Consider the following 18,587-nt stretch of genomic DNA (forward strand, 5'->3'; position numbering starts at 1 on the left):
GTGCGCACCCTGGCACAGCGCTCGGGCGATGCGGCCAAGGACATCTCGACGCTGATCTCGTCCTCCAATGCCGAGGTCGAGGCCGGGGTGAAGCTGGTGCGCCGGGCCGGCGAGTCGCTGGAGACGATCCTGGCGGCCTCGCAGAAGGTCACCGGCACGATCCAGGAGATCTCGGCAGCGGCGGGCGAGCAGGCGAACGGCATCGAGGAGATGAGTCAGGCGGTCGCCCATCTCGATGAGATGACGCAGGCCAACGCGGCGCTGGCCGAACAGAGCGCCGCCTCGGCCGGGGCGCTGGCGGGCCGGATCGGCGAGCTCAACACGCTGGTGGCGAGCTTCCGCACCGGGAACGCGACACAGGGCGTGATGGCGCCTGCGCCGGCCTTCGCCGGCCCCGGGACGCGCCCGGCTGCCAGATCTGCTGCGATGCCTGCGATGCGCGCGCCCGCACGCCCCGCCGGCATCGCGCCGCATGCTGCTGGCCCTACCCATCGCAGCAGCGGCCAGGCGCCCGAGCCGGAGCGCCTGCGCCAACTCGCCGAGGCCGCCTTCGCCCAGAGCAAGGCCGCTGCGCCCCAGCGCGCTCCAGCCCAGACCCGCAAGGCCGCAAACGGGCGCGCAAACGAGACCGGATGGGAAGAGTTCTAGGCGGCGTCGGCCGCCGAGGAGCCGCGCAGGCGCGCGACGTCGCGCAGCGGCGGGGCACCGAACAGGCGACTATATTCCCGGCTGAACTGCGAGGGGCTCTCATAGCCGACCTGGAATCCGGCCGAGGCAGCGTCATGCGCCCTGGCCAGGATCAGCCGCCGCGCTTCCTGCAGTCGCAGTTGCTTCTGGTATTGCAGCGGGCTCATCGCCGTCACCGCCTTGAAATGCTGGTGCAGCGCCGAAGGGCTCATCCGTGCCTCCGCCGCGACGATCTCGACGCTGAAGGGGCTGCGGTAATTGCGTTTGATCCAGGCGATGGCGCGATTGACCTGCTGCAGCTTGCTCTCCGCCACCGCGATCTGGCGCAGGCGCGCCGCCTGCTCTCCTGTCAGCAGGCGATAGAGGATTTCGCGCTCGACCAGCGGCGCGAGCACCGCAATGTCTGCTGGAGCCTTCAGCAAGCCGGTCAGCCTGATCACGGCGTCGCGCAAGGCCGGCGTCATCGGACCGACCGTCAGACCCGGGCCGGATGACAATTCCCGCTCGGTGAGCGGCGGCGCTTCCAGCATCAGAGCGCCGATGGCGGCCGGATCGAGCTCGAGCTTGACGCAGAGATAGGGCTCTTCCGGCGTCGCCTCGATCACCTGGCCGATGACCGGCAGGTCGAGCGAGACGACGAGGCAATGGGCGGCGTCGTAGCGATAGATCTGGTCGCCCAGGATCACCTGCTTGGCGCCCTGGGCGATGATGCAGAGCGCCGGCTCGTGCAGGCCGTGCATCGGCTCGCTGGGTTGCGAGAGACGGACGACCTTCAAGCGCGGGATCGCGGTCTGGTGGACGCCGTCACTCGGCGCAAAGCGCGCGATCAAACTGGCGAGTTCCTCGACCTGGGACATGTGCCGACCTCCTTGGCAGGTCGCTGGAAGCCGACCCGGATGCCTGGAGTTCCATATAAGGAAGTGGCGGGGCTTTGCCATGGGTGGGCTGCAGTGCTGGAGGATCAGGCAATGATCGCGGCGGATCGGTCTACCGCTCTCCGGCCGCACCGGTGCATTGTCCCAGCATACCGGCAGCGTCGTCGACCAACGGACCCAGGAGCGGAATGCCCTGGCGCCCCGAGCCGGTTGCTACTGACATATTCCTGTCAAAGGCGGCGCTATCTGCACCGCCCAACAGCCTGAACGAAAGGAGATCATCATGCCCTTCAACCAGGTCTTCCAGTCGCTCGGCGCGATCGCGTCGATCATCGTGCCGGCCAAGCCGTCGGTTCGTCCGCTCGAGATCGATCTCGAGCTTCCGGAGCCGCTGACGAAGGCCGAGCTCGCCGTGCTCGGCCGCTGGGTCAGCGAAGACGGCGCCATCCGGCTCGATCTTCGTCCCAATGGCCGCTTCGGTAAGCAGCGCGATCAGGCGCCGGGTCATGGCGGCCGCTACGAGGTGGATGCGTCGCAGCTCTATTTCGAGAGCGACGCCGGCCATGTCTGGAGCGGCGAACTGCGCCGCGGCCAGCTCGCCTTTGGCGAGAAGCGCTTCCGCCGGACCCTGCAGCTGGACCCGGCCAGACTGATTCAATCTGACCGGTAATCTCACGCGATGCTGAGACGGGACGCTAGGTCCCGTCTCAGTAGCCGACCGTAAAGCGCTGGCGCGTATGCGCCGGCTTCTCCAGCTCATCGACCAAGGCAACGGCATAGTCCTCGGCCGAGATCCGGCTCTGGCCCTTGCCGTCGACCAGGAGCTGGTCCTTGCCGAGCCGGAACTGGCCGGTGCGCACGCCCGGCTCGATCAAGGCGGAGGGTGAGAGGAAGGTCCAGTCGAGGTCGCTCTCGCCCTTCAGCTGATCAAGATAGGCGCCACCCTTCCTGGCCTCGTCGAGATAGATCGCCGGGAATTCCTTGGTGTCGAACAGCTTCACGCCCGGCGCGACCTCGAGGCTGCCGGCGCCGCCGACGACGAGATAGCGCTTCACGCCGGACTGCTTCACCGCCGCGAGCAGAACCGCCGGATCGCTGGCGGTGTAGTGCACGGCGCTGATCGCCGCGTCATGGCCGGCAAGCAGGGCCGCGAGCCCGTCCTTGTCGTAGACATCGCCCTTCTTTGCCACGATACCGGCGCCCTGCGGCACCTTCTCGGGATTGCGGACGATGGCGGTGACCTGGTGGCCGCGGCTGGTCAGCTCGGCGAGCAGGCGCGAGCCGATGAAGCCGGTGGCGCCGATGAGAGCAATCTTCATGGTGATCTTCCCCAGTATCTGGTGGGAACCTACATCCCAATAGACACCAGATGGCAGCCATGCGACTTTCTCTCAAGAAGGCACTTTAACGCCACAAGGTCACCTGCTGGAAACCGCCATGCTTCACCGCCCCGACGCCTTCAACGCGCGCTGCCCGACGCGGCAGGTGCTCGACCGCATCGGCGACAAATGGGCGGTTCTGGTGCTGATCCTGCTGGAGCAGGAGACATTGCGCTTCAACGAATTGCGCCGGCGGATCGACTCCATCTCGCAGAAGATGCTGTCTCAGACGCTGAAGAGCCTGGAGCGGGACGGGCTGATCTCGCGCCGGGCCTTCCCGACCGTGCCGGTCACGGTCGAATATTCGCTGACACCGCTCGGGCGCACGCTCGCCGGCACGGTCGCGGCGCTGACGCAATGGGCGGAGGCTCATATCGGCGAGATCGAGGCGGCGCAGCGCCGCTATGATCGTGGTGAGATCGCCGCCTGATCAGGCTGCCTTGAGCGCAGGACGAGGCGGGAAGGCTGGTGGCAGGCCCCGCAGCCAGGCTTCGGCCCGGACGATCTCGTCGCAGGTCACGACCGGCACGGGATCTGAGAGGATGGCGAGCAGGACCTCGCGGTCGAGCTGGCCATTGGCGATCACGTCGCGGAGCGCGGCACGTGTCTCGCGCTCGGCCCGGAGCTGGGCGCCGAGCGCGGCGATGAGGCGGTCCTTCGGCAGAGCGGGCATGATACGCGACTCCCGGGTTTGGAAACCTGGGGCAAGTCAACCTGCGGAGCCAACGGAGGTTCCGGAAGCTACGCTTTCCCCGTGCTGCGATGCAGCACCCTAGCGTTTCGCCAGATTTCGTGTATATGCCCGGGCAACCGGCTCGACAGCCGGCTGCGCATCCCTTCCGCGATGAAGCGGATGCGGGCTTCGGACCTTGCTGGACGACATCCCGGCCTGGCCCGCCAGATCAACACCCGAACCAAAGGACATGACGATGTCGATCACTGCCGAGCGCAAGACCGCGCTCATCAAGGAACACGCCACCAAGCCGAACGACACCGGCTCGCCGGAAGTCCAGGTTGCGATCCTCACCGAGCGCATCAACAACCTGACCGGCCACTTCAAGTCCCACACCAAGGACAACCACTCGCGTCGCGGCCTGCTCAAGCTGGTCTCGCAGCGCCGCTCCCTGCTCGACTACCTCAGGGGCAAGGAAGAGGCGCGCTACAAGACGCTGATCGAGAAGCTCGGCATCCGCCGCTGATCGAGACGGAATTCCGCCCGGTGCCTCGCTGCTCCGGGCGGTTCTGCTAGAGGCCGTGTCATCGGCCTCATTCCGGGAGTGCCGCAATGACGCGACCTCCCATTCCAGTGCGGCAACCGCATGGGGCGGCTTCCCGCATGATCCGCCGGCGTCAGTGACGTCCATGGCAGGATCGCCGAGCGCCCGGGCGCGCTTCCTGCAAGCACCTCCCGGACGTTTCGCCGTCTTGCCCATGGGCACGATCGACGCCGGACGGATCGCATCCGACCGAAAGACATATCCATGTTCGATGTACAGACCGAAGAGCTGATCTGGGGCGGGCGCAAGCTCGTGCTCGAAACCGGCAAGATCGCCCGCCAGGCTGATGCCGCCGTGCTCGCCACCTATGGCGAGACCGTCGTGCTCGCGACCGTCGTCTCCGCCAAATCGCCCAAGGCCGGGATCGACTTCTTCCCGCTGACCGTGAACTACCAGGAAAAGACCTTTGCCGCCGGCCGCATTCCCGGCGGCTATTTCAAGCGCGAGGGACGCCCGACCGAGAAGGAGACGCTGGTCTCCCGCCTGATCGACCGGCCGATCCGCCCGCTCTTCGTCGAAGGCTATCGCAACGAGACGCAGGTCGTCTGCACCGTGCTGCAGCATGACCTCGAGAACGACCCCGACATCGTCGCCATGGTTGCGGCCTCCGCCGCGCTGACGCTGTCCGGCGTGCCGTTCATGGGCCCGGTCGGCGCTGCCCGCGTCGGCTATTTCGACGGCGCCTACAAGCTCAACCCGCTGGTCGACGAGATCAAGGAATCGCAGCTCGACCTCGTCGTCGCCGGCACGCCCGACGCCGTCCTGATGGTCGAGTCGGAGGCCAAGCAGCTCTCCGAGGAGATCATGCTCGGCGCCGTGATGTTCGGCCACAAGCACTTCCAGCCGGTGATCGACGCCATCATCCGCCTGGCCGAGAAGGCCGCCAAGGAGCCGCGCGACTACGTGCCGGCCGACAACTCCGTCGTGCTCGAAGCCGTGCTCAAGCTGGTCGATGCGGATATCCGCGCCGCCTACAAGATCACCACCAAGGCCGAGCGCTACAAGGCTCTCGACGCCGCCAAGGCCAAGGTTCAGGCGCTCGTCTCCGAGACGCCGGACGGCAAGACCACCTTCACCAAGGAGCAGGTCGGCGGCCAGTTCAAGGAAGCGCAGGCCAAGGTCGTGCGCTGGACCATCCTCGACGACGGCGTCCGCATCGACGGCCGCGACCTGAAGACGGTGCGCAAGATCGTCTCGGAAGCCGGCATCCTGCCGCGCACCCACGGTTCGGCGCTGTTCACCCGCGGCGAGACCCAGGCGCTGGTCGTGACCACGCTCGGCACCGGCGATGACGAGCAGTTCATCGACTCGCTGGAAGGCACCTACAAGGAGACCTTCCTGCTGCACTACAACTTCCCCCCCTATTCGGTGGGTGAAGCTGGCCGCATGGGTTCGCCCGGCCGTCGCGAAATCGGCCATGGCAAGCTCGCCTGGCGCGCCATTCGCCCGATGCTGCCGGCGAAGTCGGAGTTCCCCTACACGATCCGCGTCGTCTCGGAGATCACCGAGTCGAACGGCTCCTCGTCGATGGCCACCGTCTGCGGCACCTCGCTGGCGCTGATGGATGCCGGCGTGCCGCTGAAGGCGCCGGTCGCGGGCATCGCCATGGGCCTGATCCTGGAAGGCGAGCGCTTCGCGGTGCTCTCCGACATCCTCGGTGACGAGGACCATCTCGGCGATATGGACTTCAAGGTCGCCGGCACCGCCGAGGGCATCACCTCGCTGCAGATGGACATCAAGATCGCCGGCATCACCGAGGAGATCATGAAGGTCGCCCTCGACCAGGCCAAGGGCGGCCGTGATCACATCCTCGGCGAGATGAACAAGGCGCTGTCGGCCTCGCGTGGCCAGCTCGGCGAGTATGCGCCGCGCATCGAGACGATGAAGATCCCGGTCGACAAGATCCGCGAAGTCATCGGTTCGGGCGGCAAGGTCATCCGCGAGATCGTCGAGAAGACCGGCGCCAAGGTCAACATCGAGGACGACGGCACCATCAAGATCGCCTCGGCCGACGGCAAGTCGATCGAAGCGGCGATCAAGTGGATCAAGTCGATCGTCTCCGAGGCCGAGCCGGGCATGATCTATGACGGCTCCGTCGTGAAGGTCATGGAGTTCGGCGCCTTCGTGAACTTCTTCGGCGCCAAGGACGGTCTCGTCCACATCTCGGAGCTGGCCCCGCGCCGAGTCCAGAAGGTGCAGGACGTCGTCAAGGAAGGCGACAAGGTCAAGGTCAAGTTCCTCGGCATGGACGAGCGCGGCAAGGTGCGCCTGTCGATGAAGGTGGTCGACCAGACCACCGGCGAGGACATCACCGAGAAGCTGAAGGCCGAGCGCGACGCCGAGAAGTCCCGCGAGCGTCAGGGCGCGGAAGACTGATCCGCGATCTGCGTTTCACGTGAATCAGACGCCCCGCACCTGATGGTGCGGGGCGTTTTCTTTTGGGGGTCCCTCTGGTGCAACGCAGCGAGAAAGAATAGTCTAGACTTATTGTCTCCGGAGGCTAGCATGACCGCGCATCGCATAACCTCGCCCGAACAGCTTGCCGTGCTCTATCCGAACCCGGCCGCACCGGCCTCGGTCATCAAGGAGATCGATCACATCGACGCCAACTACGGCGCGCTGATCGCGGCCTCGCCGTTTTTCGTGCTCGCGACCAATGGTCCTGATGGCCTGGATTGCTCACCGCGCGGGGATCTGCCGGGCTTTGTCACCGCGAGCGACGCGAAAACGCTGCTGATTCCGGACCGAAGAGGCAATAACCGTCTGGATTCATTGAATAATCTTCTGTCCGACAATCGAATCGGAATGCTCTTCCTGATTCCCGGTTACGGCGAAACCCTGCGCGTGAACGGCACCGCAGTGCTCTCGACCGATCCCGAACTGTGTGCGCGCTTCGACATGGCGGGCAAGCTGCCGGCCTGCGTGATCGTCGTCACCGTCGAAGCCGCCTACTTCCAGTGCTCGCGGGCGGTGGTGCGCGCCGACCTCTGGAACCCGGCGGCGCAGGTCGACAAGCGCTCCCTGCCGAGCGCGGGCACGATCCTGCGCGACATCTCGGCACGGGCGGCCGCGGAGGCCTTCGACGGCGAGGCCTATGACAAAGCGCTGCCTGAGCGGGTCAGGGCGACGTTGTACTGAGAGCCGTCAGTCTCGGGCGGAACGCCCCCACCGTGACCAGCAAGCGCGGGAACCCTCTCCTGTAAGGAGAGGGTAGGGTGAGGTGTAGGCTATCCGACCAGCGCCGTGAGCCCTGACCGCGCAGTCCGGTTCAAGCTCACGTTTCCAATCCGAACACCTCACCCCTGCCCCTCTCCTTCCAGGAGAGGGGTTCTCCAGAGCCTCACTCCAGTCCCCCCACCGCCGCCTCGACCGCCTCGACGATCGCGCCGGAGCGGACCAGCGTTGTCGCCTGGTTCATCTCGGCGGCGTACCAGCGGTCGCCGTCGAGCGCCGGCGGGATCGTCTCGCGCAGCGCGTCGAGCGCCGCCTGCGTGCCCTTGCCGAGTGGATGGGCCTTGGCCGTCTCGGCGATCAGCGAGAGCGCCTGGCAGGCCATCAGGATCTCGGCGGCGATGATCATCTCGACATTCTCGACGACGGTGCGCGCCTTGCGACCGCACCAGGTCGAGTTCGAGACATGGTCCTCGGCGTTGGACTTGCCGGGGATCGAATCGACCGAGCCGGGCGAGGACAGCGTGCGGTTCTCCATCACCAGCGCCGACATCGAGCATTGCACGGTGGCGAAACCGGTATTGAGGCCGCGCTTGCCGGCGAGCAGGTTGCGCGGCAAGCCGTAGCTCATGGTCGGGTCGACCAGCCGGGCGAGGCGGCGCTCGCAGATCGAGCCGAGATCGGTCATGGCGATGGCGAGCAGGTCCATCGCCTGCGCGACATACTGGCCGTGGAAATGGCCGCCGGAGATGACGCGGTAGCCGTCATCCTCGGGGAAGATCAGCGGATTGTCGGTCGCCGAATTGGTCTCGGTCGCGATGATGCGCGAGACATAATCGAGCGCCTCGCGAGCCGGGCCATGCACCTGCGGGGCGCAGCGCAGCGAATAGACGTCCTGGACGCGCGGCGCCGGCGGCTTGCCTGGCGTGCGGCCGATCTCGTCGGGATAGATCGTCTCGCGGGCCGAGGCCGAGCAGCGCTTCGACCCTTGCGTGATCTTGAGCAGGTTGCGCGCCACCAGCGCCTGGCCGGGATGCGGGCGGGCAGCATGGACGCGCGGATCAAAAGCGGCGAGCTCGCCGCGCATGGCTTCGAGCGAGAGAGCAAGGCCGATATCGGCGGCCTTGATCAGACGCTTGGCGTCTTCAGTCGCGAGCACACCGAGCGCCAGCGACACCGTCGAACCGTTGATCAGGGCCGAGGCATCCTTGGCGCCGAGCTTGAAATCGGGCTCGAGCCCAGCCTTGGCCAGGGCCTCGCGGGCCTTCATCCGCTTGCCCTTGTAGAACGCCTCCGCCTCCTCGAAGCCGCAGACCGCGGCCGACATATGAGCGAGCGGGGCAAGGTCGCCGGAAGCGCCGACCGAGCCCTTCTGCGGGATCACCGGGTGGATGCCGGCATTGAGGCAGGCGAGCAGGCGCTCGACCAAGGCGACCTGCGGGCCGGAATAGTTCGAGGCGAAGGCATTGGCGCGCAGCAGCATGGTGGCGCGCGTCACATCCTCCGCGAAGGGCTCGCCGATGCCTGTGGCGTGGGCGTAGACGCTCTTGCGCTGATATTGGGTCATCTCCGACATCAGCACGCGCTGGTCTTTGAACAGGCCGACGCCGGTGTTGAAGGAGTACATGAACGGAGCTTCGTCGTTCATGAAATTGGCGTCGATATGGGCGCGCGTCGCCGCGATCGCCTCGCGCGCCGACTTGGCCAGCGTCGCCTTCTCATAGCGGCCGGAGGCACCCGGCCGGGCCACGCGCAGCACCTGCCTGCCCTTCAGGGTCCGTCCGTCGATCGTTACCGCCATGGCCTGTTCCTCGTCAGCTTTGCCGACGATCTAAAGGCCCGGCGTGCCAAAGGGAAAGGCCCATTCCCTGCCGGAAACGAAAAGCACCTTGCACGATGCGGCGCGGCCGGCCCTGGCATCGATCCGCCACGGCCCTGCAGCGGCGCGACATCGGCGCGCCTTTACCCTGTGCTTGGAATCCCTCAAAGGTGGCGCCAGGAGGCTGCCCAATGGATTTCGAGGCCTTTTTCCGCAGCGAGCTCGACGGCCTCAAGGCCGAGGGCCGCTACCGCGTCTTCGCCGATCTCGAACGCCGCGCCGGCCGCTTTCCCCGCGCCGCCTTCCACGGTCCGGACGGGCCGCGCGAGGTCACCGTCTGGTGCTCGAACGATTATCTCGGCATGGGCCAGCATCCTGCCGTCCTCGCCGCGATGCGCGAGGCGCTCGATGCCTGCGGCGCCGGTGCCGGCGGCACCCGCAACATCGCCGGAACCAACCACTATCATGTCCTGCTGGAGCATGAGCTCGCCGACCTGCACGGCAAGGAGGCGGCGCTGCTGTTCAACTCCGGCTACATGTCGAACTGGGCCTCGCTCTCGACGCTGGCCGCGCGCATTCCCGGCTGCGTCGTGCTGACCGATGCCGCGAATCATGCCTCGATGATCGAGGGCATCCGGCATTCACGGGCCGAGAAGTTGATCTTCGCCCATAACGACGCGCAGGATCTGCGCCGCAAGTTGCAGATGATCGATCCGGCACGGCCGAAGCTGATCGCCTTCGAATCGGTCTATTCGATGGATGGCGACATCGCGCCGATCACCGAATTCTGCGATCTCGCCGAGGAATTCGGGGCGCTGACCTATGTCGACGAGGTCCATGCCGTCGGGCTCTACGGCGCTCGCGGCGGCGGCGTCAGCGAGCGCGACGGGCTGACCCATCGGCTCGACCTGATCGAGGGCACGCTGGCGAAATCCTTCGGCGTGATGGGCGGCTATGTCACCGGCTCTGCGGCGCTCTGCGACTTCATCCGCAGCTTCGCCTCCGGCTTCATCTTCTCGAGCTCGCTGCCGCCAGCGCTCGCCGCCGGTGCGCTCGCGGCGATCCGACATCTCAAGACGAGTTCGGCCGAGCGCGAGGGGCAGCAGGACCGGGTCCGCAAGCTGCGTGGGCAGCTCGACCAGGCCGGTATCCAGCATCTCGCCAATCCCAGCCATATCGTGCCGGTGATGGTCGGCGACGCCGCGCTGTGCAAGCGGATCAGCGACGAATTGCTGGAGCGCTTTGCGATCTACGTCCAGCCGATCAACTACCCGACCGTGGCGCGCGGCACCGAGCGCTTGCGGATCACGCCGACGCCACTGCATTCGGATGAGGACATCGCCACGCTAGTCGGCGCGCTCAGCGAGATCTGGAGCGCGGTGGGGCTGAAGCGGGCGGCTTGAGCGCTGCCGTCTTTCCGGGGCGACGCGTAGCGTCGAGCCCGGAACCCAGAACCGATACGGTTGCAGTGATAGCGCTGCCGTGTGCAGGCTTCTTTGAACAGGGCATCGGTTCCGGGCTCAGGCCTGCGGCCTGCCCCGGAATGACGGTGGAGTGCTCAGAGCAGACCGTTATTGCCGGCAAGCGTCTTCAGATTGACGTCCGGGCGCGCGCCGACATGACTGATGACCTCGGCGGCAGCGAGCGCGCCGAGGCGCAGGCAGTCGCGGGCCTCGCGGCCGGAGGTCAGGCCATGCAGGAAGCCGGCGGCGAAGAGATCGCCGGCGCCGGTCGCATCGACGACGCGCTCGATCGGGAAGACCGGCTCGGCCACGACGCCGTCCGGCGTCAGCGCCAGCGCGCCGTTCTCCGAGCGGGTGATGACCGCAAGGACGTTCTCGGCCCGCAGCGCCGCCAGCGCCGTGTCGAAATCGGCGCTCTGGTAGAGGCTCTTCAACTCATGCTCATTGGCGAAGACGAGGTCGACCAGGCCATTGCGGATCAGGCCGAGGAACTCGTCGCGATAACGGTCGACACAGAACGAGTCGGACAAGGTGATCGCGACGCGGCCGCCGGCCTTGTGGGCGAGCTCCGAGGCCTTGCGGAAGGCGTCCTTGGCCGCCGGCGGATCCCAGAGATAGCCTTCGAGATAGACGATGTCGGCGTTCTCGACCGTGGCCGGATCGACATCGGCCGGGGACAGGCCCTGGCAGGCGCCGAGATAGGTGTTCATCGTGCGCTCGCCATCGGGCGTGACGATGATGAAGGAGCGTGCCGTCGCCGGGCCCTCATTCGCCGCGGCAGTATCAAAGGCGACGCCGAGCGAGGTCAGGTCGTGACGGTAGAGCTTGCCGAGCTCGTCGGCCTTGACCTTGCCGATGAAGGCGCCCTTGCCACCGAAGGAGGCGAGGCCCGCGATGGTGTTGGCGGCCGAGCCACCCGAGACCACCTTGCCCGGACCCATCGCGCCATAGAGCAGCTCGGCCCGCGGCTCGTCGATCAGCGCCATCGAGCCTTTGACCAGCTCGTACTTCATCAGGAAGTCTTCCTCCGCCGAAGCGAAGACGTCGACGATGGCATTGCCCAAGGCGAGCACGTCATAGCGCTTGGAGGTCATGAAACGATCCGTAATGGCGGGAGGATGGCGGCGTGTTGCATTGCCGGCAGGTCAGGTCAAGCGCTTCCGCGCCGGCGCGCGGCACTGTCGAGGATCGAGATCAGTGCCGCCAGGTCCGACGGGCCGAGCCACTGTACCTCATGGGCAAGGCGATTGGCGAACAGGGTTGCCTCGGGTTCGAGGCCGGCGGTGTCGATGACGATGCGCGGATGGGAGAGCTCGGCGAGGCGGATCAATTCGTCGGCCTCGTCCCAGATCACGCCGAGATGATGGATTGCGCTCTGGATCAGGGTGAAGGTGGGTTGGCCGCGCTTGCCGTGCTCCAGCGCCGAAAGATAGGCCGGGGTGACGCCGAGCGCCTGCGCCATCTGCGCCAGTGTGACGCCGCGGGCGGCGCGCAATTCACGGACGCGGCGGCCGAAGGGGGTCATCAGTCGAGCTCCCGGCTGCGGCGCAGGCGGATATAGAGCGCCCCGGTGCCACCATGGCGCTGCTCGGCCTCGTCGAAGCCGAGCACCAGCGGACGCAGATCGGGCAAGCGCAGCCAATGCGGCACATTGCGGCGCAGGATCCCGCGTTCCTCGCCATAAGGAACATCGCCGGCTATGCCCTTGCCGGTCACCACCAGCACGAGCTTGGCGCCGCGCTGCTGCTGCAAGCGCAGGAAGCCGCGCAAGGCCGAATGCGCCTCGTCCTGGCGCAGGCCGTGCAGGTCGATGACAGCCTCGACGCCCTGCTGGCCGCGGCGCAATTGCGTGCGCATGCGCCGTTCCAGCGGCACCAATGGGGGCGGTGCCGGCTTGGTAGGCCGGGCTGGTGTCAGCATCGCTGGAGGCGAAGCGTTCTCCGCAATCGGAGCGGGTTTGGCCTGTGCTGCTTCCGGTTCAGGCTCGACCGGCGCACGGCCGGCCAGCGGCTTCACCGTGCGCGCGACCTGGCGCCAGAGTGCGAGTTCCGCCTCGGAAAGAAGCTTGCCGCGCCGGCGCATGGCTCAGCGCGGCCAAAGCACGACGAAATCGACGGGATGCCGGATCAGGCCGGCACGATGCCCCGCTTCCGCACCGGAGCCGACGAAGAGATCGATCCGCGCCGGGCCGACGATCGCGGTGCCGGTATCCTGCGCCAGCATGAGCCGGGCCAGTTTCTCGCTGCCTCCCTTGCCGTCGGGGATCTCGGTCTCGATCCAGGCCGGCATGCCATAAGGCCAGAGCGAGCGGTCGACCGCGACGCTGCGCAGCGGCGTCAGCGGCAGGCCGGCCCCGCCGATCGGGCCCGAACCGGGCGGAAGATCGTCGTTGCGGGCATAGAAGACGAAGGAGCGGTTGAGCCGGATGAGGTCGCGGGCAAAGCCGGCATCGGCCTTCAGCCGGGCGATCAGCTTGTCCATCGTCATCTGCTCGGGCGGGATGTTTTCGCGCCGGCTGAGCTCGCGGCCGAGCGAGGTGTAGGGGTGGCCGTTGCGCCCGGCATAGACCAGGCGCGTCACCTTGCCGTCAGGCAGGCGGATCCGGCCCGAGCCCTGGACCTGCAGAACGAAGCGATCGACGGGATCGCGCATGAAGAGGATCTCGAGCCCCTGGCCGGCGAGCGCGCCTTCCTTGATCGCGGCGCGATCCGGGAAGGGCTCCAGCCCCTTGGCCGTCCGGCGCGCCGAGGTCAGCGCCGGATCGAGACCGGACCAGTCATCGCCCGGCATCCTGGTCACGAGATCGGCCGGGCGGCCATAGAGCGGCGTCGGGAAGGCGTCGGAGCGGGCGAGCGAGCCCTCGAATTCCGGCTCGAAATAGCCGGTCATGAAGCCGTGTTCGGCGCCGGCAGGACGGATGCGCCAGAAGGCGAAATTGTCCGCGAAGAAGCTGCGGGCCACATCCGGGCTCACATCGCCCGCGGCGAGCAGGCCCGCAGCCTTGGTGCATAACGCCGGCAGGGCCGCAGGCGCAGGCGCGCCCTGCCGCAGCGGCGGATCGGTCTCGCAGCCCTGCGCGAACAGGCGCAGCACAGCGAGTTGGTCGTCGGCGCTCCAGCCGGCAAGCGAAGCGGGCGCCACGGATTCGACCCGGGCGCCCTGCGGCAGAGATGGGGGAGAGGCTTGTGCGCCGGTCATCGATACACCTGCGGCCAGCAGCCCCAGAACGAGACCGACGACACGGATCACGCGGCCGATTCGGTGGCGACCAGCAGCCAGTTCGGATCGCGGCTACCGAGCTGGCGCGCGAAGGTCCAGACGTCGTTGACCTCGGAGACCGCCTCGGCGCTGCCGTCGACGACGTTGCCCTGCGCATCGCGGACCGCGCTGATCAATTGCGAGACGAAGGCGATGGTGACCTGGGCGGCCTTGCCCTTGACGTCGACGGCGACGATCTCGGCCTTGTCGATCGAGACGAAGTTGGACTCGGCCTTCTCGCCGCGCTTCTCGCGCTCGGCGATCGCCTGCTCGAAGCCGTCATAGACTTCCTTGGCGAGCAGGCCCTTCAAGGCCTTGCGGTCGCCGCGGGCGAAGGCGGTGACGATGGTCTCATAGGCCGATTTCGCGCCGATGAGGAAGCCGGGCGCGTCGAAGCGCGGTTCCTGGCGGAGGATGGCGTCGAGGCCGACAGCGATGGCTGAGCCCGGCTCGGCAATGTCCTTCCAGCGCTCGGCATCGGCCACGGGGGCAGCCGCTGCGTCGTTGGCGGCGCCCGGCAAACGGACGACATTGTCGCGTCTCTCGCCATTGCCGGGCTGATCCGGGCGCAGCGGCGGGGTCTCGCGGCGCGCGAACGGGTCGGCCGGCGGCTTCTCGTGCCCGGTCTTCTGGCCCAGAACCGAGCGCAGTTTCCAGGCGACGAAAACGGCCAGGGCCAGGAAGACCAGGGTCGTCATATCGAAATTCTGCATCGCCGGCTGATCCGAACCTCGAAAACTCGTTCCCGCGCAGGCGTACGTCGTCGCCCGTCATCGAACGGATATGGTGAGGGAGGCTCGTAACATCCACCCCCGGAGGCGACAAGGGCGCGAAAGCGCGCGTCGCTTGTGCCGGCCCCGCCGCCATGATAGCCGACGCGAGCCCGGCGCCGCCGCCTTGCCGGGCAATTCCGGCCACGGCACGGAATTTCCCGATGGTTTTCTAGACAATGATGATGGGACCCATGGCCAACGAAAACGGCAACGGCGCCGCCGCCGACCAGCAGGGGCCCAGCCTCAACACGCTGGTCCAGTACATCAAGGACCTCTCCTTCGAGAACCCCAATGCTCCGCGCTCACTGACCCAGCAGCAACAGCAGGGCGGGCCGCAGATCGGCCTTCAGGTCAACGTCCACGCCAACGCGCTCGGCGAGAACGACGTCGAGACGATCCTGACGCTCGAAGGCAAGGCGACCCTGAACGACGAGACGCTGTTCGCGTTCGAGCTCAGCTATGCCGGCGTCTTCCGCATCCTCGGCGTGCCGCAGGAGCAGCTGCATGCGGTCGTGATGATCGACTGCCCGCGCCTGCTCTTCCCGTTCGCCCGGGCGATCGTCGCCGAAGCCGTCCGCAATGGCGGCTTCCCGCCGCTCTATATCGACCCGATCGATTTCGCCCAGCTCTACCGCCAGCGCCTCGAGGAGATGCAGGCGCAGCAGGGCACGCCGAACGCCTGAACCAAGGCCGAAATCGCGAATTCGACAGGAAAGAGCCCTCAGGGGCTCTTTTTTGTTGGGCTGGCCGTTGTAAATCGCCCGGGCGTTTCCATCTCCCGCGGGCCAGAGGCTGCCATTCCGGCGCGCCGTTCCCGCGAGGTACACGACTTCCATGGATTCCCTTATGACGCTCGCCGCCGACCCAGCAGTCTGGGTGGCGCTCGGCGCCCTGATCGCCATGGAGGTCGTCCTCGGTATCGACAACCTCATCTTCATCTCGATCCTGACCAACAAACTGCCCGAGCATCAGCGCTCGCGCGGCCGGCGGATCGGCATAGGCCTGGCACTGATCCTGCGCCTCGGCCTGCTCTCGACCGTCGCTTTCATCGTGCAGCTGACCGCGCCGGTGTTCTCGGTCCTCGGCAAGGCCTTCTCCTGGCGCGACATCATCCTGATCGCCGGCGGCCTGTTCCTGGTCTGGAAGGCGACGAAGGAGATCCATCACAAGGTCGATCCGGATCACGGGCCCGACATGTTCGACGGCAGTGCGGCCGCGGCCGTGACCTTTGGCGGCGTGATCTTCCAGATCCTGCTGCTCGACCTCGTCTTCTCGATCGACAGCATCATCACCGCCGTCGGCATGACCGAGCATATCCCGGTGATGGTGATTGCCGTCGTCGTCGCCGTCGCGGTGATGCTGCTCGCCGCCGACCCGCTGGCGCGCTTCATCGACAAGAACCCGACGATCGTGATGCTGGCGCTCGGCTTCCTCCTGATGATCGGCGGCACGCTGATCGGCGAAGGCTTCGGCGCCCATATCCCGAAGGGCTACATCTACGCCGCCATGGCCTTCTCGGCCCTGATCGAGGGCCTCAACATGATGTCGCGCCGGGCGAGCCGGAAACAGGGCGAGTAGCAAGCGCGACCGTCATGCTTGGGCTCGACCTGAGCATCTCGTGCAGGGGAGGCGCTGAACAGCCTTCTCGTCGAGAGATTCTCGGATCTGCGCTGCGCTTCGCCCGAGAATGACGTTCTGTGTCAGGCTTCCTCGGGCACGCCGAGATAACCGCGCCAGAGCGGCCCCTTGAGCTTCATCACGAAGGCCTCATGGGCCGCTCTTTCCTCAAGCGTCAGCCGCGGCGCGAGCGCCCGCTGGCGCACCGGGCGCTCGATCGCGACCGCAAGCCCGGCGCCCGCCTTGCCGGCAACAGCGCCGCCGAAACCAAGGCTCGTCTGCTTGCCACCGATCAGCTCGATATAGACCTCGGCCAGGATCTCGGAATCGAGCAGCGCGCCGTGCTTGGTACGGCGGCTGTTGTCGATGCCATAGCGCGAGCAGAGCGCGTCCAGGCTGTTGCTGGCGCCAGGATGCTTGCGGCGGGCCATGGCGAGCGTGTCGACCACAAGCGCCGGCACGATCGCAGGCAGGCCGAGCCGGCCGAACTCCATGTTGATGAAGCCGACGTCGAAGGCGGCGTTATGGATGACCAGCTTGGCATCCGCGATGAAGGCGGCGAACTCGCCGGCTATGGTGGCGAAGACCGGCTTGTCGGAGAGGAAGGCCGCGGACAGCCCGTGCACCCGGAAGGCGCCATCCGGCATGTCGCGCTCGGGGTTGATGTAGACATGGTAGTTGCGGCCGGTCGGGCAATGATTGACCAGCTCGACGCAGCCGATCTCGACGATGCGATCGCCTTTCAGCGGTTCGACGCCGGTGGTTTCCGTGTCGAGAACGATCTCGCGCATATCAGCCCGCCCTTTGCGTCCGGCCGAAGCGGCCGGCGACGGCATTCAGGATAGAGCGGACCTGGTGCTCGGCGGCCACGAGCCCGCGTGAGGTGTCCACAAGGAAGTGGGCGCGGCGGCGCTTCTCAGCATCCGCCATCTGGCGGGCAAGGATTGCGGCGAGCTTCTCCTCGCTCATGCCGGAGCGGGAGAGGACGCGCTTGCGTTGCACCTCGGCCGGAGCGGTGACGACGACGACGGCATCGCAGCGCACCTCTCCGCCGGTCTCCAGCAATAGCGGCACGTCGAGCACGGCGACGGTTGCGCCGCTCTTGCGAGCGCGTGCCAGGAAGGCCTGCTCCTCGGCGCGCACCAGCGGATGGACGATCGCCTCGAGCTTCGCCAGCGCCTCGGGCTGGCCAATCACGGCGGCGGAGAGCTTGGCCCGATCGACGACGCCATTCGCCGTCGTTCCCGGGAAAGCCGCCTCGATCTGCGGCGCCGCCGCGCCGGCATAGAGATCGTGCACCGCCTGGTCAGCGTCGTGGACGGGTACGCCAGCGGCACGGAACATCGCCGAGGTCGTCGACTTGCCCATGCCGATCGAGCCGGTGAGGCCAAGCAGGAAGGTCATTGCAGCGCCTCCGCCATCGCGCTCACACGCGGGGAATGTCGACTTCGAGCTTCGCCCGCAGCTCCGGCGTCACTTGCGGGCGGACGCCGAACCAGCGCTCGAAGCCCGGGACCGCCTGGTGCAGCAGCATGCCGAGACCGTCGACCGGGAGGCCGCCGCGACGCCGCGCCTCGGCAAGCAGCGGCGTCTCCAGCGGAACATAGACGATGTCGTCGACGATCGTGCCAGGGCGCAAAGCGGAGAGGTCGATCTCCAGCGGCGGCTGGCCATGCATGCCGAGCGAGGTGGTGTTGACGATCAGGTCGCTCTCGCCGACGAGCTGGGCGACGTCGTGCCAGGGCCGGGCTGCGACCGTTCGCGGAAACGAAGCTGCCAGCTCGACCGCACGCTCCGGGCTGCGATTGACCAGCAGGATGCGGCCAACGCCGCGTTCGACGAGGCCATGGATCACGGCGCGCGCCGCGCCGCCGGCGCCGAGAATGAGCGCCGTGCCGCTCCGCCCGGCCCAATCGGGCACGCAGGCGTCGAGATGAGCCAGGAAGCCATAGGCGTCGGTGTTGTCGCCGTGGAGCCTGCCGCCGTCCATCCAGAGTGTGTTGGCCGCGCCCATCGCCCGCGCCGTATCGCTGGCCACGTCGAGCAGGGGCAGTACGACTTCCTTGTTCGGCACGGTGACATTGCCACCGACGAACTCGCCGGCGCGCAGCCCGGCGATGAAGCCCGGCACTTCGGCCGGCGGAACATCGACGCGCTCATAGCTGCCGGCAAGGCCATGCTCGGCGAGCCAGTGACCGTGGATCAGCGGCGAGCGCGAATGCGCGACGGGATGTCCGATGATGAAGCAGCGTCTGGTCATGGCAGTCG

The 18,587-nt window shown here is 67.1% G+C and carries 21 protein-coding genes; 9 read left to right on the plus strand and 12 right to left on the minus strand.

Annotated features, from left to right (window positions below):
* Positions 1 to 648: methyl-accepting chemotaxis protein (locus AC1DS0_RS29700; RefSeq protein WP_476817811.1), on the plus strand; the 648-nt coding region annotated here is incomplete at its 5' end.
* Here the strand turns inward: AC1DS0_RS29700 and AC1DS0_RS29705 are convergent.
* Positions 645 to 1,544, minus strand: a complete 900-nt coding sequence (locus AC1DS0_RS29705; RefSeq protein WP_476817812.1) for an AraC family transcriptional regulator — start codon at positions 1,542 to 1,544, stop codon at positions 645 to 647. The two genes, AC1DS0_RS29700 and AC1DS0_RS29705, sit on opposite strands and share 4 nt — an antisense overlap.
* A 301-nt stretch (positions 1,545 to 1,845) precedes the next feature.
* On the opposite strand from AC1DS0_RS29705, the gene AC1DS0_RS29710 reads away from it, so the two are divergent.
* Positions 1,846 to 2,232 carry an Atu4866 domain-containing protein gene (locus AC1DS0_RS29710; protein ID WP_152013223.1) on the plus strand — a complete coding sequence of 129 codons (387 nt, stop codon included), beginning with the start codon at positions 1,846 to 1,848 and terminating at the stop codon, positions 2,230 to 2,232.
* A 37-nt stretch (positions 2,233 to 2,269) separates the two neighbouring features.
* Here AC1DS0_RS29710 and AC1DS0_RS29715 read toward each other — a convergent pair whose 3' ends face one another.
* Complete coding sequence (locus AC1DS0_RS29715; RefSeq protein WP_476817813.1) at positions 2,270 to 2,881, minus strand: NAD(P)-dependent oxidoreductase; 612 nt, start codon at positions 2,879 to 2,881, stop codon at positions 2,270 to 2,272.
* A 118-nt stretch (positions 2,882 to 2,999) separates the two neighbouring features.
* On the opposite strand from AC1DS0_RS29715, the gene AC1DS0_RS29720 reads away from it, so the two are divergent.
* Positions 3,000 to 3,371, plus strand: coding sequence for a winged helix-turn-helix transcriptional regulator (locus AC1DS0_RS29720; protein ID WP_476817814.1), 372 nt, complete (start codon positions 3,000 to 3,002; stop codon positions 3,369 to 3,371).
* On the opposite strand, the gene AC1DS0_RS29725 is transcribed toward AC1DS0_RS29720, so the two are convergent.
* The gene (locus AC1DS0_RS29725) at positions 3,372 to 3,614 is read right to left on the minus strand and encodes a hypothetical protein (RefSeq protein ID WP_476817815.1); all 243 of its coding nucleotides are present in this window, start codon (positions 3,612 to 3,614) and stop codon (positions 3,372 to 3,374) included. It abuts the gene before it with no gap.
* Between the two features lie 256 nt (positions 3,615 to 3,870).
* Here AC1DS0_RS29725 and rpsO point away from each other — a divergent pair, with 256 nt between their 5' ends.
* From rpsO to AC1DS0_RS29740, 3 genes are all read left to right on the plus strand, one after another.
* Positions 3,871 to 4,140, plus strand: a complete 270-nt coding sequence (gene rpsO, locus AC1DS0_RS29730) for a 30S ribosomal protein S15 (RefSeq protein ID WP_152013229.1) — start codon at positions 3,871 to 3,873, stop codon at positions 4,138 to 4,140.
* 282 nt (positions 4,141 to 4,422) lie between these two features.
* Positions 4,423 to 6,594 carry a polyribonucleotide nucleotidyltransferase gene (gene pnp / locus AC1DS0_RS29735; protein WP_476817816.1) on the plus strand — a complete coding sequence of 724 codons (2,172 nt, stop codon included), beginning with the start codon at positions 4,423 to 4,425 and terminating at the stop codon, positions 6,592 to 6,594.
* A 129-nt stretch (positions 6,595 to 6,723) separates the two neighbouring features.
* Complete coding sequence (locus tag AC1DS0_RS29740) at positions 6,724 to 7,356, plus strand: pyridoxamine 5'-phosphate oxidase family protein (RefSeq protein ID WP_476817817.1); 633 nt, start codon at positions 6,724 to 6,726, stop codon at positions 7,354 to 7,356.
* Between the two features lie 202 nt (positions 7,357 to 7,558).
* Here AC1DS0_RS29740 and AC1DS0_RS29745 read toward each other — a convergent pair whose 3' ends face one another.
* A complete protein-coding gene (locus AC1DS0_RS29745) occupies positions 7,559 to 9,190 on the minus strand; it encodes an HAL/PAL/TAL family ammonia-lyase (protein WP_476817818.1) in 1,632 nt (543 codons plus the stop codon).
* A 209-nt stretch (positions 9,191 to 9,399) separates the two neighbouring features.
* On the opposite strand from AC1DS0_RS29745, the gene hemA reads away from it, so the two are divergent.
* Positions 9,400 to 10,611: a 5-aminolevulinate synthase gene (gene hemA / locus AC1DS0_RS29750; protein ID WP_476817819.1), complete on the plus strand. Its 1,212-nt coding sequence runs from the start codon at positions 9,400 to 9,402 to the stop codon at positions 10,609 to 10,611.
* Positions 10,612 to 10,766: 155 nt separating this feature from the next.
* Here the strand turns inward: hemA and AC1DS0_RS29755 are convergent, their stop codons facing one another.
* Genes AC1DS0_RS29755 through AC1DS0_RS29775 form a run of 5 tightly spaced genes read right to left on the minus strand, consistent with a single transcriptional unit; the run spans position 10,767 to position 14,642 of the window.
* Entirely contained in the window at positions 10,767 to 11,765 is a 999-nt protein-coding gene (locus AC1DS0_RS29755) for an adenosine kinase (protein WP_476817820.1), read from the minus strand.
* A 56-nt stretch (positions 11,766 to 11,821) separates the two neighbouring features.
* The gene (locus AC1DS0_RS29760) at positions 11,822 to 12,196 is read right to left on the minus strand and encodes a helix-turn-helix domain-containing protein (RefSeq protein WP_476817821.1); all 375 of its coding nucleotides are present in this window, start codon (positions 12,194 to 12,196) and stop codon (positions 11,822 to 11,824) included.
* Complete coding sequence (locus AC1DS0_RS29765; protein WP_476817822.1) at positions 12,196 to 12,753, minus strand: Smr/MutS family protein; 558 nt, start codon at positions 12,751 to 12,753, stop codon at positions 12,196 to 12,198. The genes AC1DS0_RS29760 and AC1DS0_RS29765 overlap by 1 nt, the downstream gene beginning before the upstream one ends.
* A 3-nt stretch (positions 12,754 to 12,756) precedes the next feature.
* A complete protein-coding gene (mltA, locus tag AC1DS0_RS29770) occupies positions 12,757 to 13,920 on the minus strand; it encodes a murein transglycosylase A (RefSeq protein ID WP_476817823.1) in 1,164 nt (387 codons plus the stop codon).
* Entirely contained in the window at positions 13,917 to 14,642 is a 726-nt protein-coding gene (locus tag AC1DS0_RS29775) for a Tim44/TimA family putative adaptor protein (RefSeq protein WP_476817824.1), read from the minus strand. Before AC1DS0_RS29775 ends, mltA begins: the two co-directional genes overlap by 4 nt.
* Positions 14,643 to 14,884: 242 nt before the next feature.
* Here AC1DS0_RS29775 and secB point away from each other — a divergent pair, with 242 nt between their 5' ends.
* Entirely contained in the window at positions 14,885 to 15,385 is a 501-nt protein-coding gene (gene secB, locus AC1DS0_RS29780) for a protein-export chaperone SecB (protein WP_476817825.1), read from the plus strand.
* A 151-nt stretch (positions 15,386 to 15,536) separates the two neighbouring features.
* Entirely contained in the window at positions 15,537 to 16,280 is a 744-nt protein-coding gene (locus AC1DS0_RS29785) for a TerC family protein (RefSeq protein ID WP_291673115.1), read from the plus strand.
* 122 nt (positions 16,281 to 16,402) lie between these two features.
* Here AC1DS0_RS29785 and dnaQ read toward each other — a convergent pair whose 3' ends face one another.
* From dnaQ to AC1DS0_RS29800, 3 genes are read right to left on the minus strand one after another with little or no spacing between them, the layout of a single operon-like run.
* Entirely contained in the window at positions 16,403 to 17,110 is a 708-nt protein-coding gene (gene dnaQ, locus AC1DS0_RS29790; RefSeq protein ID WP_476817826.1) for a DNA polymerase III subunit epsilon, read from the minus strand.
* A 1-nt stretch (position 17,111) separates the two neighbouring features.
* Positions 17,112 to 17,723, minus strand: coding sequence for a dephospho-CoA kinase (gene coaE / locus AC1DS0_RS29795; protein ID WP_476817827.1), 612 nt, complete (start codon positions 17,721 to 17,723; stop codon positions 17,112 to 17,114).
* Positions 17,724 to 17,745: 22 nt separating this feature from the next.
* Positions 17,746 to 18,579 carry a shikimate dehydrogenase gene (locus AC1DS0_RS29800; protein WP_476817828.1) on the minus strand — a complete coding sequence of 278 codons (834 nt, stop codon included), beginning with the start codon at positions 18,577 to 18,579 and terminating at the stop codon, positions 17,746 to 17,748.
* Positions 18,580 to 18,587 lie beyond the last annotated feature (8 nt).

It is taken from the genome of Allobosea sp. P4_H5 (genome assembly GCF_056400825.1).

Coding starts and splice junctions, on each gene's coding strand:
- pnp (WP_476817816.1), top strand. CDS start 4,423: ATGTTCGATGTACAGACCGAAGAGCTGATCTGGGGCGGGCGCAAGCTC.
- AC1DS0_RS29785 (WP_291673115.1), top strand. CDS start 15,537: ATGGATTCCCTTATGACGCTCGCCGCCGACCCAGCAGTCTGGGTGGCG.
- AC1DS0_RS29775 (WP_476817824.1), bottom strand. CDS start 14,642: ATGCAGAATTTCGATATGACGACCCTGGTCTTCCTGGCCCTGGCCGTT.
- AC1DS0_RS29755 (WP_476817820.1), bottom strand. CDS start 11,765: ATGACCTCCAAGCGCTATGACGTGCTCGCCTTGGGCAATGCCATCGTC.
- secB (WP_476817825.1), top strand. CDS start 14,885: ATGGGACCCATGGCCAACGAAAACGGCAACGGCGCCGCCGCCGACCAG.
- hemA (WP_476817819.1), top strand. CDS start 9,400: ATGGATTTCGAGGCCTTTTTCCGCAGCGAGCTCGACGGCCTCAAGGCC.
- AC1DS0_RS29745 (WP_476817818.1), bottom strand. CDS start 9,190: ATGGCGGTAACGATCGACGGACGGACCCTGAAGGGCAGGCAGGTGCTG.
- AC1DS0_RS29760 (WP_476817821.1), bottom strand. CDS start 12,196: ATGACCCCCTTCGGCCGCCGCGTCCGTGAATTGCGCGCCGCCCGCGGC.
- AC1DS0_RS29705 (WP_476817812.1), bottom strand. CDS start 1,544: ATGTCCCAGGTCGAGGAACTCGCCAGTTTGATCGCGCGCTTTGCGCCG.
- AC1DS0_RS29720 (WP_476817814.1), top strand. CDS start 3,000: ATGCTTCACCGCCCCGACGCCTTCAACGCGCGCTGCCCGACGCGGCAG.
- rpsO (WP_152013229.1), top strand. CDS start 3,871: ATGTCGATCACTGCCGAGCGCAAGACCGCGCTCATCAAGGAACACGCC.
- AC1DS0_RS29740 (WP_476817817.1), top strand. CDS start 6,724: ATGACCGCGCATCGCATAACCTCGCCCGAACAGCTTGCCGTGCTCTAT.
- AC1DS0_RS29710 (WP_152013223.1), top strand. CDS start 1,846: ATGCCCTTCAACCAGGTCTTCCAGTCGCTCGGCGCGATCGCGTCGATC.
- AC1DS0_RS29800 (WP_476817828.1), bottom strand. CDS start 18,579: ATGACCAGACGCTGCTTCATCATCGGACATCCCGTCGCGCATTCGCGC.
- coaE (WP_476817827.1), bottom strand. CDS start 17,723: ATGACCTTCCTGCTTGGCCTCACCGGCTCGATCGGCATGGGCAAGTCG.
- AC1DS0_RS29765 (WP_476817822.1), bottom strand. CDS start 12,753: ATGCGCCGGCGCGGCAAGCTTCTTTCCGAGGCGGAACTCGCACTCTGG.
- AC1DS0_RS29715 (WP_476817813.1), bottom strand. CDS start 2,881: ATGAAGATTGCTCTCATCGGCGCCACCGGCTTCATCGGCTCGCGCCTG.
- AC1DS0_RS29725 (WP_476817815.1), bottom strand. CDS start 3,614: ATGCCCGCTCTGCCGAAGGACCGCCTCATCGCCGCGCTCGGCGCCCAG.
- dnaQ (WP_476817826.1), bottom strand. CDS start 17,110: ATGCGCGAGATCGTTCTCGACACGGAAACCACCGGCGTCGAACCGCTG.